The following is a 14603-nucleotide window of genomic DNA, read 5'->3' on the forward strand; positions in this document are numbered from 1 at the left end:
AGCGTCACATGTGTAGGCACTACAACGGATAGCTCATCCTTGGTTTTTCCCACAAAAAACATCTCTTGCTGAAAAATTACTGGGGCTATAGGCGCATCGGGGCTGAAGCTATGTATGCTATAGACTTGAGAATGAACTGCTAACGTCATCCGCGCCATGATTATCCATTACCTAATATTTTTGAATTAGAGTCAGTAGCTTAACATAGTTATCGGCTGCAGTTTTTTGCAAAACTGGGCTGCGCTTAGTTATGCTAAATCACTAGGATTAGCTTGTTCAATAAGGTCGCTAACAGCTCCCTTATTGAATAAGTATAGGTGTGTAGACCTTGATTGAGCTTAATGTTTGTCCAGTATCTGAACTTATGGCTTGTCGAGCTATCTCACCGATTCTACTCATAGGTATCGTGTTAAAGGGTGAACTTTATGAGTACTTATTTGACATGTTGGCAAAATGATAGGATGGCTTTATCTATTTTTCTCGTTATTGTTAATCTCTTTACAAAAAAATTATTGATTCAATAGCTTAATCATAAATTCGTAGGGTGTTTTAGATTACATCTGTTAATTTATTGTTTTCACTTTGATTTTTTTGTCGATTGGGCGCAAAATTAATGATTATTCTTTTTGGGTTGGCCTCATGACTACAACACCCCTTGTCATCACATCCGATGACATTTTACTTAAGCTCTGTAACTCTGTTTCCCATGTCTTATCCAGTACCACTGCAAGCCAAGTGACACATGCTGCTATGGTGCAGAGTATTACCCGCACTTGCCTCAAACCCGACCTCAGTTGTTTCTCTATTTTCGATGGGGGCTTCTCGGGATTAGTGGTGATTAATTTCTCGGCCCCTGCTGCCATCGAGATCTATCGCTCTTACATGAAACAGATGGGCATGCCGGAATCTGAGCTGGCTTTTTCTCACACATCCGATGAAGTCGGTGATGTATTGAGTGAGTTAATGAACCAGATATTGGGCGACTTTATCAGTAAGGTGAATAAACAACTTCAGACTTCTATTAACCAGAGTCAGCCAAAAATGCTGACCATTAATAAAGAGCTAACCATCTCTATCGATACTAATTTAGATGAGGCCGTGGCGCGAAGAGTGTCATTCCGTACGCAAAATAATCATATATTTTATCTTGAGTTTGCCATGGACAAGACTGAGTTTATTAAGCTTAAGGATTTCGATGCCGAAGAGGAGTTTAATCCCGATGATCTTCTGGCTGAGCATGGGCAAAATCACAAGGGTAATAAGTTCAAGGCCAAGACCTCTCCTTTAGCTCAGGTCATGGATAAGACAATTGCTGACGAGGCAGATGATCTGCTCAATGAGCTAGGACTTTAGACTCACTAATCAATCCATTTTTTCTCTTTATGTTGGGGTCAATAACCAGAGTCACGGCTCAGCAGCAAGTATCAATTGTTGCTGCTGATGATATACCCGGCGCCAGCTCCGCTGACTAGCGTCAAACAAAACACTAAACTTGCCGGTGAAATCATGGTTGACAGTGTACTCAAGTTGGTTAGAGGTGGAGCAGTCAAAGCCCAGCGGGATCCCAACCAGCTTAATTGTCAGAGAGTCGACGACGGCCTTTGGGCATTAAGCTAAACTCATGAGTTTATTTGACCATATTTAAGAAGCGATTGACCTGAGCCTTAGGTTTTCGAGCCAAGTCCTGCATCAAGGTAAAACTCGGTGCTAGGATGCTATGTTCGTTGCGCATATCATCAAGCATCAATAACCAAAGTTTAGCTGTCATCTCTGAATCGGCCAATGCCCGGTGAAATACACCATCATTTTCAATCTGTTTATATTCAACCAGGCCACCGAGTTTATGATTGGGGGCGTCTTGATATAAACGACGTGCTATCAACATGGAGCAGGCAAATTCCCCGCCATAGCTTAAGTTAATCGCATCGAGTTCGGCATCTAAGAAGCGCTGATCGAAGGAGGCATTATGTGCCACTAGGTTATGATTGCCGATAAAGTCGGCGAAGCGTGCCATCACCTCTTCACATGGGGCAGCATTGGCCAACATAGCGTTTGAAATACCTGTGTAACCTGCAATGAAGCCACTGACACGAAAGCCTGGATTCATCAATTCCTGAAACGTATCGACGACTATGCCATCTTGTATTCTGACTGCGCCAATCTCTATGGCTCTATCGCCTTGGTTAGGGGAGAGGCCAGTGGTCTCGAAATCGAGGATGATGACTGAGTCGGCTGCTGGAGTGGTCATGGGTATAGAACCTTACTTTAATTTTATCAAAGGAATACAGAAAATAACGCTCTATGACACCGATATAAATGTACATACGTGTTCTAAACTAAAAAGCCCGCGACTCACTATGAGTCGCGGGCTTTTTAGAGCGTAAACCTAAGAAGTAAAATTACTTCTTAGCTTCAGCTGCTTTTCTTTCTTTAACATCAGCGATAACTTTCTCAGAAATGTTGTTTGGACATTGACTGTAGTGAGAGAACTCCATAGAGAACTGACCACGGCCCGATGTCATAGTACGTAGTGTACTGATGTAACCAAACATTTCAGATAACGCTACGTCAGCCTTGATACGAACGCCAGTAACACCCGCCATCTGATCTTTGATCATGCCGCGACGACGGTTAAGGTCACCAATAACATCACCAACATGGTCATCTGGAGTAAACACGTCAACAGCCATGATTGGCTCAAGAAGCTTAGGATCTGCCTTTGGAATTGACTGACGGAATGCGCCTTTAGCAGCGATTTCGAAGGCGATAGCTGACGAGTCAACTGCATGGAAAGCACCATCACGAAGTTCAAACTCAACGTCAAGCACAGGGAAACCAGCGATAGTACCGGTACCCATCAAGCTCTTGAAGCCTTTCTCAACGGCTGGCCAGAATTCCTTAGGAACGTTACCACCAACAACTTTAGAGGTGAAGGTAAAGCCTGTGTTTGCTTCGCCCGGACGGATAACGTAGTCGATCCTACCGAACTGACCAGAACCACCAGACTGCTTCTTGTGGGTGTAGCTATCTTCAACAACCTGAGTGATAGTCTCACGGTATGCAACCTGTGGCTCACCGACGATTAGCTCAACACCGTAGGTACGCTTAAGGATATCAACCTTAATGTCTAGGTGAAGTTCGCCCATGCCTCTAAGGATGGTTTCGCCTGAATCTTCGTCAGTTTCAACGCGGAAAGTTGGATCTTCAGCAATCATCTTACCGATAGCGATACCCATCTTCTCTGAACCACCTTTGTCTTTCGGTTTAACAGCGATTGAGATAACTGGCTCTGGGAATACCATGGCTTCTAGTGTACAAGGGTGCTTAGGATCACATAATGTGTGACCAGTCTGAACATTCTTCATGCCTACGATAGCGATGATGTCGCCCGCTTGTGCAGTCGACAATTCAGTACGCTCGTTTGCTTGCATCTCAACCATACGGCCAACACGCTCAGTCTTACCTGTGAACGAGTTAAGGATGGTGTCACCCTTGCTGATGCGACCCGAGTAGATACGTACGAAGGTCAGGGCACCAAAACGGTCATCCATGATCTTGAATGCAAGCGCTTTAAATGGCAATTCTGCATCAACGATAGCGAATTCACCATTTGGCTCGCCTTCTTCGTCGGTAAGCGGCTGTGGATCAACTTCTTGTGGCGCTGGTAAGTAATCAACAACGGCGTCAAGAAGGAGCTGGATGCCCTTGTTCTTAAATGCTGAGCCACAGTATGTTGGGAAGAAATCTAAGTTACGAGTACCTAAACGAACACAACGCTTGATGTCTTCGATAGATATCTCTTCGCCTTCCATGTAGGCTTCTAGCAAATCGTCATCCTGCTCTAGGGCAGTCTCGACGAGTATCTCACGGTACTCTTCAACCAGATCATGCATATCCGCTGGGATATCTTGGATTGAGTAGTTTTCAGCTTCGCCTGTTTCATCCCATATCCAAGCCTTACGAGTCAGCAGGTCAACCAGACCACAGAACTCATCTTCGATACCGATAGGAAGTACCATGACGATCGGGTTAGCACCCAGTACATCTTTAGTTTGCTTGACGACATTTAGGAAGTCAGCGCCCATACGGTCCAACTTGTTGACGAAGATGATACGTGCAACTGCTGATTCGTTCGCATAACGCCAGTTAGTTTCTGACTGAGGTTCAACACCACCAGAACCACAGAATACGCCGATACCGCCATCAAGGACCTTAAGAGAACGATAAACTTCTACTGTGAAGTCAACGTGGCCAGGGGTGTCGATAACGTTAAAACGGTGACCTTTCCAAAAACAACTTACAGCAGCAGCCTGAATGGTAATACCACGCTCAGCTTCCTGTTCCATGAAATCAGTTGTTGATTCGCCATCATGAACTTCACCGATCTTATGGATTTTACCGGTAAGCTTTAGGATACGCTCTGTTGTGGTGGTCTTACCCGCGTCAACATGAGCGAAGATACCAATGTTTCTGTACTTTGATAAATCAGTCATTTTTCTACTCTATTGGAGTTACGTTCTAAAATTCGGGGGGAAGTATATCAACACTTTGAGAATATCTTTATAGATTTTTATTGAAAACCGCTACTTTCGCTTAAATAAGCCAATTAAATACGCATTCTAACTAAGAGATTCTGGTCTGTATGGCTTGCTATGACTGAGTGATGTCACTGACAGGTTAGAATTGTGCAAGCCTATTTTTACTTATATCACTTTTATTAAATGTGAGCTTAGTTCAGTACTATTTCATCTGTTAGTCGCAATTATCTGTTTAAAGCCTCCTTTTTTATGATCTTATCGAGCGTTTATGGCAATATTTGTTGCTAGTATCGCGCAAATTTTTCATGGCTTTATTACTATGCATCTGCACTTAGGTGAACTTACACCGGAAACCTTCCTTAGAGATTATTGGCAGAAGAAACCTCTGGTTATTCGACAAGGATTCAAAAATTTTGAAGACTTACTCACGCCAGAAGATATGGCGGGTCTTGCCTGTGACGATATGGTCGAGTCTCGTCGTATCTATAAAACAGAGGGCGAATGGCAGGCAGAGTTTGGGCCATTCGATAGTTATGAGCATCTGGGTGAGTCGGACTGGACTCTGGTGGTTCAAGCACTAAATAATTGGGTGCCAAAAGCTGATGAATTGATTCAGTGTTTCGATTTTATTCCTCGTTGGCGTTTAGACGATGTGATGGTCAGCTACGCGACCCCCGGCGGCGGTGTTGGTCCACATATTGACCTATATGATGTATTTATCTGCCAGGGCTCTGGTCGTCGTCGTTGGCGGGTTGGCGACAGAGGGCCCCACAAGGAGTTCGCAGCTCATCCAGCTTTATTACATACCGAAGCCTTTGAGGCCATTATAGATGTCGAGTTATTGCCCGGTGATATCTTATATCTGCCACCAGGTTTTCCTCACGACGGGGTGGCACTGGAAGCGTCCATGAGCTTCTCTGTCGGATATCGCACCGCATCAGCTAAAGATATGGTCAGTGCATTAGCGGATCATCTTATCGATAATGATTTAGGCTGTGAGCAGATAGCCGATCCGGGTCGTCCCCTTGCCAGGCAAAGCGGCAAGATAAGTGATGCCGATCTGGCCCGTATCAAGGCGCAATTACTCGATACTCTCGATGATCAACTTATTAGTGAGTTTTCTGGCCGTTATCTGACTCAATCTAAGTGTGAATTGGACCTTGTCGATGAAGAGTTAGGATTTCAGCCTACAGATATTGTTGAGCTCCTCGGCAATCAAGCGCTCACACGGTTAGGGGGGCTACGCTGTCTCTATTTTGAGCATACAGTTGGGCAGGGGATCTTCTATCTCAATGGTGAGCAAATCTCTATGCCGTCCAGACTAATGACCATCATAATGATGCTCTGCGATCATCAAATTCTTACCCCTGAGATGCTCGAGCCCTGGCTTAATGATGCAGACTTCCTCGACATGTTAACTACCTGGGTCAATGTCGGTTTCTGGTATTTTCAGGAGAGTTAGGCAGTTGAAACAGCATAAAATGGAGCCATAAGGCTCCATTTTTGTTAGAGTATTTATATTATATCATTCCATATAAGTATCTGGTCAGTTCAGAGACTCTCAGTTTTTTCAATTCAAGGCACATTGATGAGGAAATGGTTATTCCCTTTTAAGTCAATGAAACGCAGAAGTGGAAACACTGAGAGCCTCACGTAGTGCGGCTGATGTTTAAAGCAAAGGGCAAAGCCCTTTATGCTACGTTGAATGTTCTCGATATACGACTGCATGGTCTATTTTGTTCCATACAAAATAAGACATTTCCCTGACCCATAGGGATATGGGAAATGTCTTTAAAGCGTATGGAACGCTTAAGACCATGGAGGTCAGATGCAGGAGGTACGAGCCCATGGACGGGTGAAGGTAGAATAATGCAGGAGCAATTATCGAGAGCAACGCAGGAGCCTGTTGCCGAGAGTAACTATTAGCTTCAAACATTCGCAAGCCACATGGATGTGGTGAATGTCTATATTGCAGGAGTAAATATAGACCTTGCCTACAGCGCTTTGAACTCCCGCTGAATGATCAGATACTTACTCGGAATGGTATTATTCGTCTTTTGGTTTGATCACAGAGACATTGTCGTAATATCTCATCGAAGGAGAGCCAGCTTTGGCGATTGAACACAGCGTAATCATGTCAGTTTTAAGCTCGTTAGAGTGCCGCACCAACTTCACCATCAAGAAGATCACCGAGTATATGTTGCCTCAGCTCAAGGAGCCTGTGTATCTGCATGGCTCGGCCCGTGACTGTCAACTGGTCATCAGGCCCGCTTATGAGGTATTTCTTGCCGATCTCAGTGGGCTCGAGGGGGTAAAACATAAACAGGGTTATTTTCATAATAATGAGATGACACGTTTCCCTAAGCGGGTACAGAAGAGCCTCAACGGTATTCATTATGGTTTGGCGTTTAAATTTGAAGATGAAGCTGCGGTTAAGCGATTCATCAAGCGTCTGATCGGCATCATTAATGGCGACTAACACCACATTTGATAAGCGGTTAATCGTTGATAGGATTATTTCGGGGCTTGAGCTTGCCAAGCAGGCAGCCATGTCTGCGGCAAAACAGGCCCACGAAACAGCCACACACAGCGAAACCGTGGCCAAGAGTAAGTATGAGACCTTCGGTCTCGAAGCCTCATACTTGGCCCATGGGCAGGCTCAACGAGTCGCAGAATGTGAAGTTGAGTTATCGGGCTATAGGTCATTGAACTTAGCCTGTTTCTTAGATGATTCCGCTATAGACTTATCTGCCTTGGTGAGCCTCGAAGACGAGCTTGGAATAGAAAACACCTATTTCATCGGCCCCGGCGCACCGGGCATGAAAATTTCCCTCGAAATTGACAAGAATATTGACCTCGAAACCGACAAGAATACAGATATTGATTTAGCGGCCGTGTGTCATAAAAATTCAAACAAAGAGCAGCTGATGATCACCGTCATCACTCCATCATCTCCCCTAGGACAGTTACTCATGGGCAAGTATCTTGATGATTCTGTGCGGCTCAATATAGGCGAACAGCCTAAGGTTTATGAAATCACAGGGGTGGAGTAAACCCCTCTGGAGATTGATTCTCGTTAATCCCTGTCTTTTATTACTGAATTTATTCGTCTTTTTCTAATTTAACTTGATTTGTCGGCCATAATGGTTAGTTTGGTTTGTATCGGGTATGTTGCGCCTAAGTTTTAATTCCGTGTCGTTATTTACCATTTTTCTGCCGGATAGCCAATCGATGTCGTTTATTGCTCCTGAGCATATTTACCAAAATCTATCTATCACACGTTCTTTTTCCTTTTTGAGAACCAGAGGTGTGTTGCTGTTAACTGTATGCTTAGCTCAGTGTGTTACTGGTGCCCAGGCGCAAGATCTCGAACCCAGAAGTTACACCAATATTCCCATTGGAATGAATTTTATGCTGTTGGGGTACGCCCATTCTCAGGGGGAAGTGTCACCCTCTCCGGGTGCACCTGTCGAAAATGTACAGCTTAATATCGATGCTGCCGTCAGCGGATATGCCCATTCTTTCTCTCTGGGGGGGCGTTCATCTAAAATAGATATAGGGGTATCGCGAGTCTGCTTCGATGGTAGCGCCATATTAGCGGGGGAAACCATCACAGCAGACAGATGTGGTTATACCGATCCAAGTATCAGGCTCACCTGGAACTTTTTCGGCGCCCCGGCGTTATCACCTAAAGAGTTTGCATCTTGGGATCAAGGTGTCGTGATTGGTACCAGCTTGCAAGTGACTGTGCCTATAGGCCGTTATGATGAAAAGCGCTTGCTCAATGCCGGTACTAATCGGTGGGTTTTCGTCCGGGAATAGGCATGTCTCAGAAACTGGGTCGCTGGTATTACAACCTTATCGCCTCCGCGAGAATATATGCTGACAACGATGAGTATTTCAATGAGGTGAGTTTACAGCAAGAGCCTCAGTACACATTGCAGGGACACCTCATCTATTCCATCGGCCCTGGACACTGGCTCTCCATTAATTCGAATTATTTTTTTGGTGGCGAGACAACTAAAGGAAATATTGAGTTCAATGACTATCAGGAGAACTCTCGATTTGGGTTAACTTACTCAATCCCTTTGAGCAGGCACCATAGCATCAAACTAAATTACAGCAAAGGGGTACTGACTCGAGTGGGTAATGACTTCGATTCATTTGGTGCATTTTGGTTGTACAATTTTTAAGGCTTGTTTGGTTCCAGTTTAATATCGAAAGAAACAATGACAAGAATGCCAGCAAAGATGCCGGCATTTTTATTGAGACGCTATAGTGAACTATTGAACCGCTAATCTCTCAACTTAGCATCCACCACAGGGTAATGATCCCAGACTCTTTTATCCGTTAGGGAACGTACCAGCTTGACGTATTCTGCGTGGGTCCAGGCGAGCGGGGTGGCCGAGTTGGTCCCTTGGTCATGTCGATAGCGATATCGGCTAGGGTCGCCTACGCTGTCCCACACCTGCTCCGGCAACATCAGCCCTTGGTTGGCAAACTCTCCATTCCCTGAACCTAAGTATCGATCAGCTCCCTACGGCGTTTATCGGTTAGCTCATTATTTTCGATGGCAAGTGCCAGCTCATAGTGGCCACGCTCTTCGGGTGAATACTCTTTCGTAGAGATGACAGTCCAGCCCACGGCTAACAAGAGTACGGCCCCACCAAAATAGAAGGCATAACGCACCGAGTCGGCTATTTCACCCGCAGGCGCCGTATTGGCCACGTCAAAATACTTGGTCAGTATGTAAGGTAAAGCCGAGGCGATAACGGCACCAATACCGATAAAAAAGCTTTGCATGGCATAGCCGAGGGGACGCTGACGTTAGGGCTAGTTACCGCCGACAAATACCCTGAAGGGTTCCATGGCGATATTGATCGAAGCGTCCATGATCCACAGCATGCCAGCGGCAATCCATAAAGTAGGCGAGTTAGGCATGATGAAGATAGCTAAGGTGGTCAGGATGGCGCCGATGAGAAAGTAAGGTCGGCGTCGTCCTAGTTTTCCCCAGGTGTTATCACTCATATAGCCGATAATAGGTTGTACCAAGAGGCCGGTGAGCGGCGCGGCTATCCAGAGAATGGGGATCTCATCGATTGAGGATCCCAGCGTCTGAAAAATTCGGCTGACATTGGCATTTTCAATGCGAAGCCAAATTGGATCCCCATAAAACCGCAACACATGTTGAAAATCTGCCAGAAGCTGAGCTCTGGTTTACGGCGGCCATGCGTGGCCTGATTGCTAGGGTGTACGGGCTCAGACATACTATCGTTTACCTTAATATTATTGTTATTATTGTTATTATTGCTATATAGATTATTCAAATGTCACAAGCATGATCTAAAATGTAACACATTGGCATAGTACCCTCGGGCACGAATTTGATACAATGAAATGCATACGTATTCATCATATTTATTAACACTAAGTCAAGGTTAGGTTAACCTGGCTGGTGTTTTCTGTAGGGACCAATCATTGAAATTATTTAACTTTCTTATATTGACTATATTGGTACTTTTGAGCGGATGTAACTCAGCTAATCATGGTTCATTTGTCACTCAGACTTATGATGGCGCAGAGGCTAACAGGGGGACTGGGGTTGCTTTGGTTAAGCTTGGCAAGGTTGAAGGTAAAAGCTGTCAAACTGCCATTTTGTATCTGATCCCTTTTGATGAATCTGCTTCGACTCATAGGGCAATCGAAGATGCTAAATCCAAGATTGAAGGAACTGCACTACTGGCTGATATCTCAATTGACGATAAATTATGGGTCGAGTTTGGTTATTCGGTGCAATGTATCTTAGTGAGTGCAACGGCCTATGGCATTAAGACAGGTTCACAATAACCTGTCTTAATGGTTATCGACGTTGATTTAGAGTGTGTCTTGGCCACATTGAGGCGATGTTCATCGCTCCCTCCTTGTCACTCGTCTCAGTGAAGCCTAGTTGAAAATATTCACTAGATTAAATACTCTAGCTTGAGGTTTAAACAGAAACTTATCTCTAGAGCGGGGTAAATAGGAGCTAAATGAAACTCAGCCCCAAGTCTATGAAACGATTATTGAATCTCTATCCACCTTACATAGGAGCGGGGATAAAGATCACCCACTTGAGCCAAGATTGGCGGCAACTTCATGTTGCCATGTCGGTGCGCTGGTACAATCGCAACGCCGTGAATACGCACTTTGGTGGCAGTCTCTATTCCATGGTCGACCCACACCTGATGTTGCTATTGATGCAGCTGCTGGGCAGAGATTACTTTATCTGGGACAAGGCGGCCGATATCGAATTCTTGAAGGCGACGAAGAAGACAGTCACCTGTGTCATCAGTATTTCAGCTAACGATATAGAGGAGATCAAGCAAGGCACTCAAGGGGGTGACAAGTATTTTCCTACATTCACCTTAGAGATAAAAGATGAAATGGGTGAGGTGATAGCCAGAGTGAACAAGACTCTCTACGTGAAGAGCAAGCCGCTCAAGGCGTGACAGGCTTATTTTCACTGTGTTTAAGCACTCGCTTATCAAGAGTAAATGAAGGTACTTGAGGTTTCAGGCTTCAAGTACCTTTTTTCATTTTCTGATCTGATTTAACACTTAACATTGGTTATGTATTGCCATGGATATATTGTTTTGGCGGCCGGCCTAAGGTCTTCTTGAAAAAAGTGATGAAGGCGCTGACCGACTCATAGCCCAAATCTTCAGCTACCCTTGGTACCGAATCTGTGCAGTGTGTATGGATTTTTGGCCGGACGGGATCGTATTATTGAACATAAGCCGAGTGTCACCATGAAACTCGGCGCTGCTGGACTGGTCTAGACAGATGCTGAAATTTAAGGGGAGATTGGTCGTTTTACGCCGATGGCGCTTCGAGTTATCGGCCCGGCCCTGTTATAATGAGCGCACTTCTCTGTTTTGCCGCATTTTTCCTATTGAGTCGAGTGCTTTATGCTGAGTGTTGCATACTAAGCGCCTTGCGTTAGCTAATGTGATCTAAGGCTTAAACAGTTATTTATTCGTTATTATGTTGAGAGCCAAAATGTCATTTTCTAATCTTGGATTAAGCGATCCGATTTTAACATCCCTAGCCGAGCTAGGTTATTCATCGCCAACGCCGATCCAAGCCGAAGCTATCCCGTTGGCCCTAAAAGGCAAGAACTTGATCGCGGCAGCTCAGACGGGCAGCGGTAAGACAGCCACGTTTGTGTTGCCTATGCTTGAGATGTTGGCAAGAGGGGAGACCCAACGTAAGAAACGTGTTCGTGCACTTATTCTCACTCCCACCAGGGAGCTCGCGGTTCAGGTCTGCAACAGCATAGAAGCTTATGGCAAGTACCTTAACCTTAAGGCGCTGGCGGTATATGGCGGCGTCGATTACGAGCCGCAGAAACAGGCTTTGATAGAAGGCATAGACATAGTCGTTGCCACTCCGGGTCGCTTGAGGGATTTGTATACCCAAAGATCCATTCATTTCGATGAAATCGAAATGTTGGTGCTCGATGAAGCCGACAGAATGCTGGATATGGGCTTTATCGAAGATATCACTAAGATCATAGATACCTTGCCGGTAGACAGGCAAAATCTCTTGTTCTCGGCGACCCTATCGCGTCAGGTCAGGGAGCTTGCCAAAGAGACCATTCCTAATGCCATTCAGCTCTCTGTCACTAAGAAAAGTGAAGGTAAGCCCAATATTGACCAGTGGTTAGTGACGGTGGATAAAGATAAGAAGTCGGCGTTATTGAGTCATCTGATCAAAGAGAACCGCTGGCAGCAGGCGCTTATTTTTATTGAGACTAAACACGGCGCGGCTAAGCTCGTGACTCAGCTTGAGAAACGGGGCATTCAAGCCGAGTGCATCCACAGTGGTCGTGCTCAGGCCATTCGAGAGCAGATCTTGGCGGATTTCAAGTCGGGTAAGATACAGTTTCTTATCTCTACCGGGATCTCCGCTCGAGGCATAGATATCGATGAGCTGCCGTTAGTGATCAACTATGACTTGCCATATCCTGCCGATGAGTACGTGCATCGTATCGGTCGTACCGCACGCGCGGGCGCCGCCGGTGAGGCGATATCTCTGGTGTCTAAAGATGATTTCAAGAATCTGTGCATGATTGAAAAGCGTCTCGATCACTTGATCGAGAGAAAAGTGGTTGCAGGGTTCGAACCACGTAAAGAAGTACCTGTCTCAGTGTTGAATTTCGTGCCTAAGAATAAGCCGGCTAGAGATGATTCAAAGGATAGCAGGCCTAAGCCAAAAGATAAGCGCGCGGCATCGAAATCCAGCGCGTCGACTCACAGCTCAGGCAGGTCATCGACACCTAAACAAACTGACAAAAAAGAGAGCTCAGCCGATAACAAGTTGCCGCTTAATCCATGGGGCCGATAACCCATACCCATACCCAGAATCCAGTTAGTCAACGCTAAACCTCATCGAGATTTTTTCGAATAAAAGCTCGAATGAAACCTCAAATAAAACAGAAAAGGCGAGTGAATTCACCCGCCTTTTTTGGTTTTGGCCATGACAAGCACAGGAAGTGTGGCCATGTGGGCTAGATGGTCAAAAATACTGAGCACTGAGTCAGTCTTTACTTGCGTATTGATGGCTTAACTCCTATGATCCACACGTTTTTATTTCAGTCTTGATTTTCAGGCATCCACTGCAGGCGATTTCATGCTTAACTCACCACTTTCTCCCAGCTCGACCGAATTAGTCATCAATGTGTTAGATATGGTTTTATCTGAAGGAAAACCCTTAGACAGAGCCTACTCTCATCATTTCTCGGGCTTACAATTAGCGCCGTCTGAGCAGGCTCGTATCACTGTGGTCGCCGGAGATATCCTACGTAAATTAAACCTTTACTGTTATCTTTCCGATGTGAAATCTGAAGAGATGTCACGTATGGGTACTCGCTTACTCAACGTATGGCACATGTTCCATGAACTCGAACTGCCTAAGATGCAATATGCATTACAGGTGGATGAGAGAGAATATTTTGACCGTTTGGAGAAAGCCAAGGCTCAGCCAGCGTTATGGGACGGTTGTCCTGAATGGTTAGATACCATGGGTCAGGCCCAGCTTGGCGATGCTTGGGCGAGAGAAAGAGCGGCGCTAAGTACGCAACCTAAGCGTTATTTACGAGTGAACCTTCTCAAGTGTACTCGTGAAGACTTAGGCAAGAAGCTGAGAAATGAGCAAGTTCAAACGAAAGAGGTCGAGGGCGTAGATACTGCACTGGAAGTCACTTCCGATTCGGCACTGTTTCGCACCGAGAGTTTCAAGAAGGGTTGGTTCGAGCAACAAGATGCCGGCTCACAACTGGTGGCAGCGGCGGTAGATGCTAAGCCGGGTATGCGGGTTATCGATGCCTGTGCCGGTGCTGGTGGGAAGACCTTGTCCATCGCGGCTCAGATGCAGGGCAAGGGACGTTTACTGGCCATGGATGTCGAGCAGTGGAAACTCGACAGTTTGAAACAACGCGCTCGCCGCGCCAACGCACATAATGTAGAGACCCGCATCATTGCCAGCTCTAAGACCATCAAGCGTCTTAAGCTCAGCGCCGATCGTGTGCTGCTAGATGTGCCATGTTCAGGTCTTGGGGTACTTAAACGTAACCCTGATGCCAAGTGGCGTGACACCCCTGAGCGTTTACCCGTCTTGGTCGAGCTACAGAAACATATCCTCCAGAGTTATAGCCGTATGGTGAAAGTGGGTGGCATTTTAATCTACGCCACTTGCTCTATCATGCCCGAAGAGAACCGTGATCAGATTGATGCCTTCCTGGCTGAAAATGAGCATTTCAAGCTTATCGAAGACGAGAACATCAGCGTGGCTGATTCTGGATTCGATGGCTTCTATTTGGCTAAGTTAGAACGTATTTCTGAGTAAACAGTGATAGCTAACAGCTTTGCAGGTTCGGCTTCGATATGATTTACATGGATAAGTATCTGGCTAAGCTTGAACGCATCTCAGAGTAATAGACACTCAGACTGAAACAGAGGTGGACTTTTCGCCTCTGTTCACTTCTTAAGGCTCAATTATTATTCCTCGATTCTTATTCCCTGAGCT

12 protein-coding genes and 4 pseudogenes are annotated in these 14603 nt (G+C 45.6%); 11 read left to right on the forward strand and 5 right to left on the reverse strand.

The window, feature by feature from the left end; all coding sequences use genetic code 11:
* The first annotated feature begins 639 nt into the window (after positions 1–639).
* Positions 640–1353 (forward strand): DUF3334 family protein, encoded by a 714-nt coding sequence (locus KT99_RS15135; protein ID WP_005501674.1) that lies wholly within the window; start codon positions 640–642, stop codon positions 1351–1353.
* 65 nt (positions 1354–1418) lie between these two features.
* Positions 1419–1612, forward strand: a pseudogene (locus KT99_RS22345) (substrate-binding domain-containing protein); the annotation flags it as partial.
* 15 nt (positions 1613–1627) lie between these two features.
* Here KT99_RS22345 and KT99_RS15145 read toward each other — a convergent pair.
* Positions 1628–2248, reverse strand: coding sequence for a 3'-5' exonuclease (locus KT99_RS15145; protein ID WP_005501676.1), 621 nt, complete (start codon positions 2246–2248; stop codon positions 1628–1630).
* 151 nt (positions 2249–2399) lie between these two features.
* Positions 2400–4493, reverse strand: coding sequence for an elongation factor G (gene fusA / locus KT99_RS15150; RefSeq protein WP_005501677.1), 2094 nt, complete (start codon positions 4491–4493; stop codon positions 2400–2402).
* 364 nt (positions 4494–4857) lie between these two features.
* On the opposite strand from fusA, the gene KT99_RS15155 reads away from it, so the two are divergent.
* The 5 genes from KT99_RS15155 to KT99_RS22995 all read left to right on the forward strand — a co-directional run bounded on the left by KT99_RS15155 (position 4858) and on the right by KT99_RS22995 (position 8731).
* The gene (locus KT99_RS15155) at positions 4858–6000 is read left to right on the forward strand and encodes a ribosomal protein uL16 3-hydroxylase (protein WP_040572069.1); all 1143 of its coding nucleotides are present in this window, start codon (positions 4858–4860) and stop codon (positions 5998–6000) included.
* A 648-nt stretch (positions 6001–6648) separates the two neighbouring features.
* On the forward strand, positions 6649–7017 hold the full coding sequence (locus KT99_RS15160; protein WP_040572070.1) for a hypothetical protein: 369 nt from the start codon (positions 6649–6651) through the stop codon (positions 7015–7017).
* Positions 7007–7591, forward strand: coding sequence for a hypothetical protein (locus tag KT99_RS15165; protein WP_005501683.1), 585 nt, complete (start codon positions 7007–7009; stop codon positions 7589–7591). Before KT99_RS15160 ends, KT99_RS15165 begins: the two co-directional genes overlap by 11 nt.
* Positions 7592–7769: 178 nt before the next feature.
* On the forward strand, positions 7770–8360 hold the full coding sequence (locus tag KT99_RS22990) for a transporter (protein WP_005501684.1): 591 nt from the start codon (positions 7770–7772) through the stop codon (positions 8358–8360).
* Positions 8361–8362: 2 nt separating this feature from the next.
* Positions 8363–8731, forward strand: a complete 369-nt coding sequence (locus KT99_RS22995) for a hypothetical protein (protein ID WP_005501685.1) — start codon at positions 8363–8365, stop codon at positions 8729–8731.
* Between the two features lie 101 nt (positions 8732–8832).
* On the opposite strand, the pseudogene KT99_RS22350 reads toward KT99_RS22995, so the two are convergent.
* Positions 8833–9140: pseudogene (locus tag KT99_RS22350) on the reverse strand (glucan 1,4-alpha-glucosidase); the annotation flags it as partial.
* A pseudogene (locus KT99_RS15180) lies at positions 9138–9805 on the reverse strand (MFS transporter); the annotation flags it as partial. The pseudogenes KT99_RS22350 and KT99_RS15180, both read right to left, overlap by 3 nt.
* A gap of 211 nt (positions 9806–10016) precedes the next feature.
* Here KT99_RS15180 and KT99_RS15185 point away from each other — a divergent pair.
* Positions 10017–10385, forward strand: a complete 369-nt coding sequence (locus KT99_RS15185) for a hypothetical protein (RefSeq protein ID WP_005501689.1) — start codon at positions 10017–10019, stop codon at positions 10383–10385.
* Positions 10386–10567: 182 nt separating this feature from the next.
* Complete coding sequence (locus tag KT99_RS15190) at positions 10568–11026, forward strand: DUF4442 domain-containing protein (protein ID WP_005501690.1); 459 nt, start codon at positions 10568–10570, stop codon at positions 11024–11026.
* A 118-nt stretch (positions 11027–11144) separates the two neighbouring features.
* Here KT99_RS15190 and KT99_RS21765 read toward each other — a convergent pair.
* Positions 11145–11261 (reverse strand): annotated as a pseudogene (locus KT99_RS21765) (helix-turn-helix domain-containing protein); the annotation flags it as partial.
* A gap of 315 nt (positions 11262–11576) precedes the next feature.
* Between KT99_RS21765 and KT99_RS15195 the strand changes: the two are divergent.
* Positions 11577–12923 (forward strand): DEAD/DEAH box helicase, encoded by a 1347-nt coding sequence (locus KT99_RS15195; RefSeq protein ID WP_040572071.1) that lies wholly within the window; start codon positions 11577–11579, stop codon positions 12921–12923.
* A gap of 285 nt (positions 12924–13208) precedes the next feature.
* The gene (locus KT99_RS15200; RefSeq protein WP_005501692.1) at positions 13209–14423 is read left to right on the forward strand and encodes an RsmB/NOP family class I SAM-dependent RNA methyltransferase; all 1215 of its coding nucleotides are present in this window, start codon (positions 13209–13211) and stop codon (positions 14421–14423) included.
* The last annotated feature ends 180 nt before the right edge of the window (positions 14424–14603 follow it).

This window comes from Shewanella benthica KT99, assembly GCF_000172075.1.
Lineage (GTDB): Bacteria > Pseudomonadota > Gammaproteobacteria > Enterobacterales > Shewanellaceae > Shewanella > Shewanella benthica_A.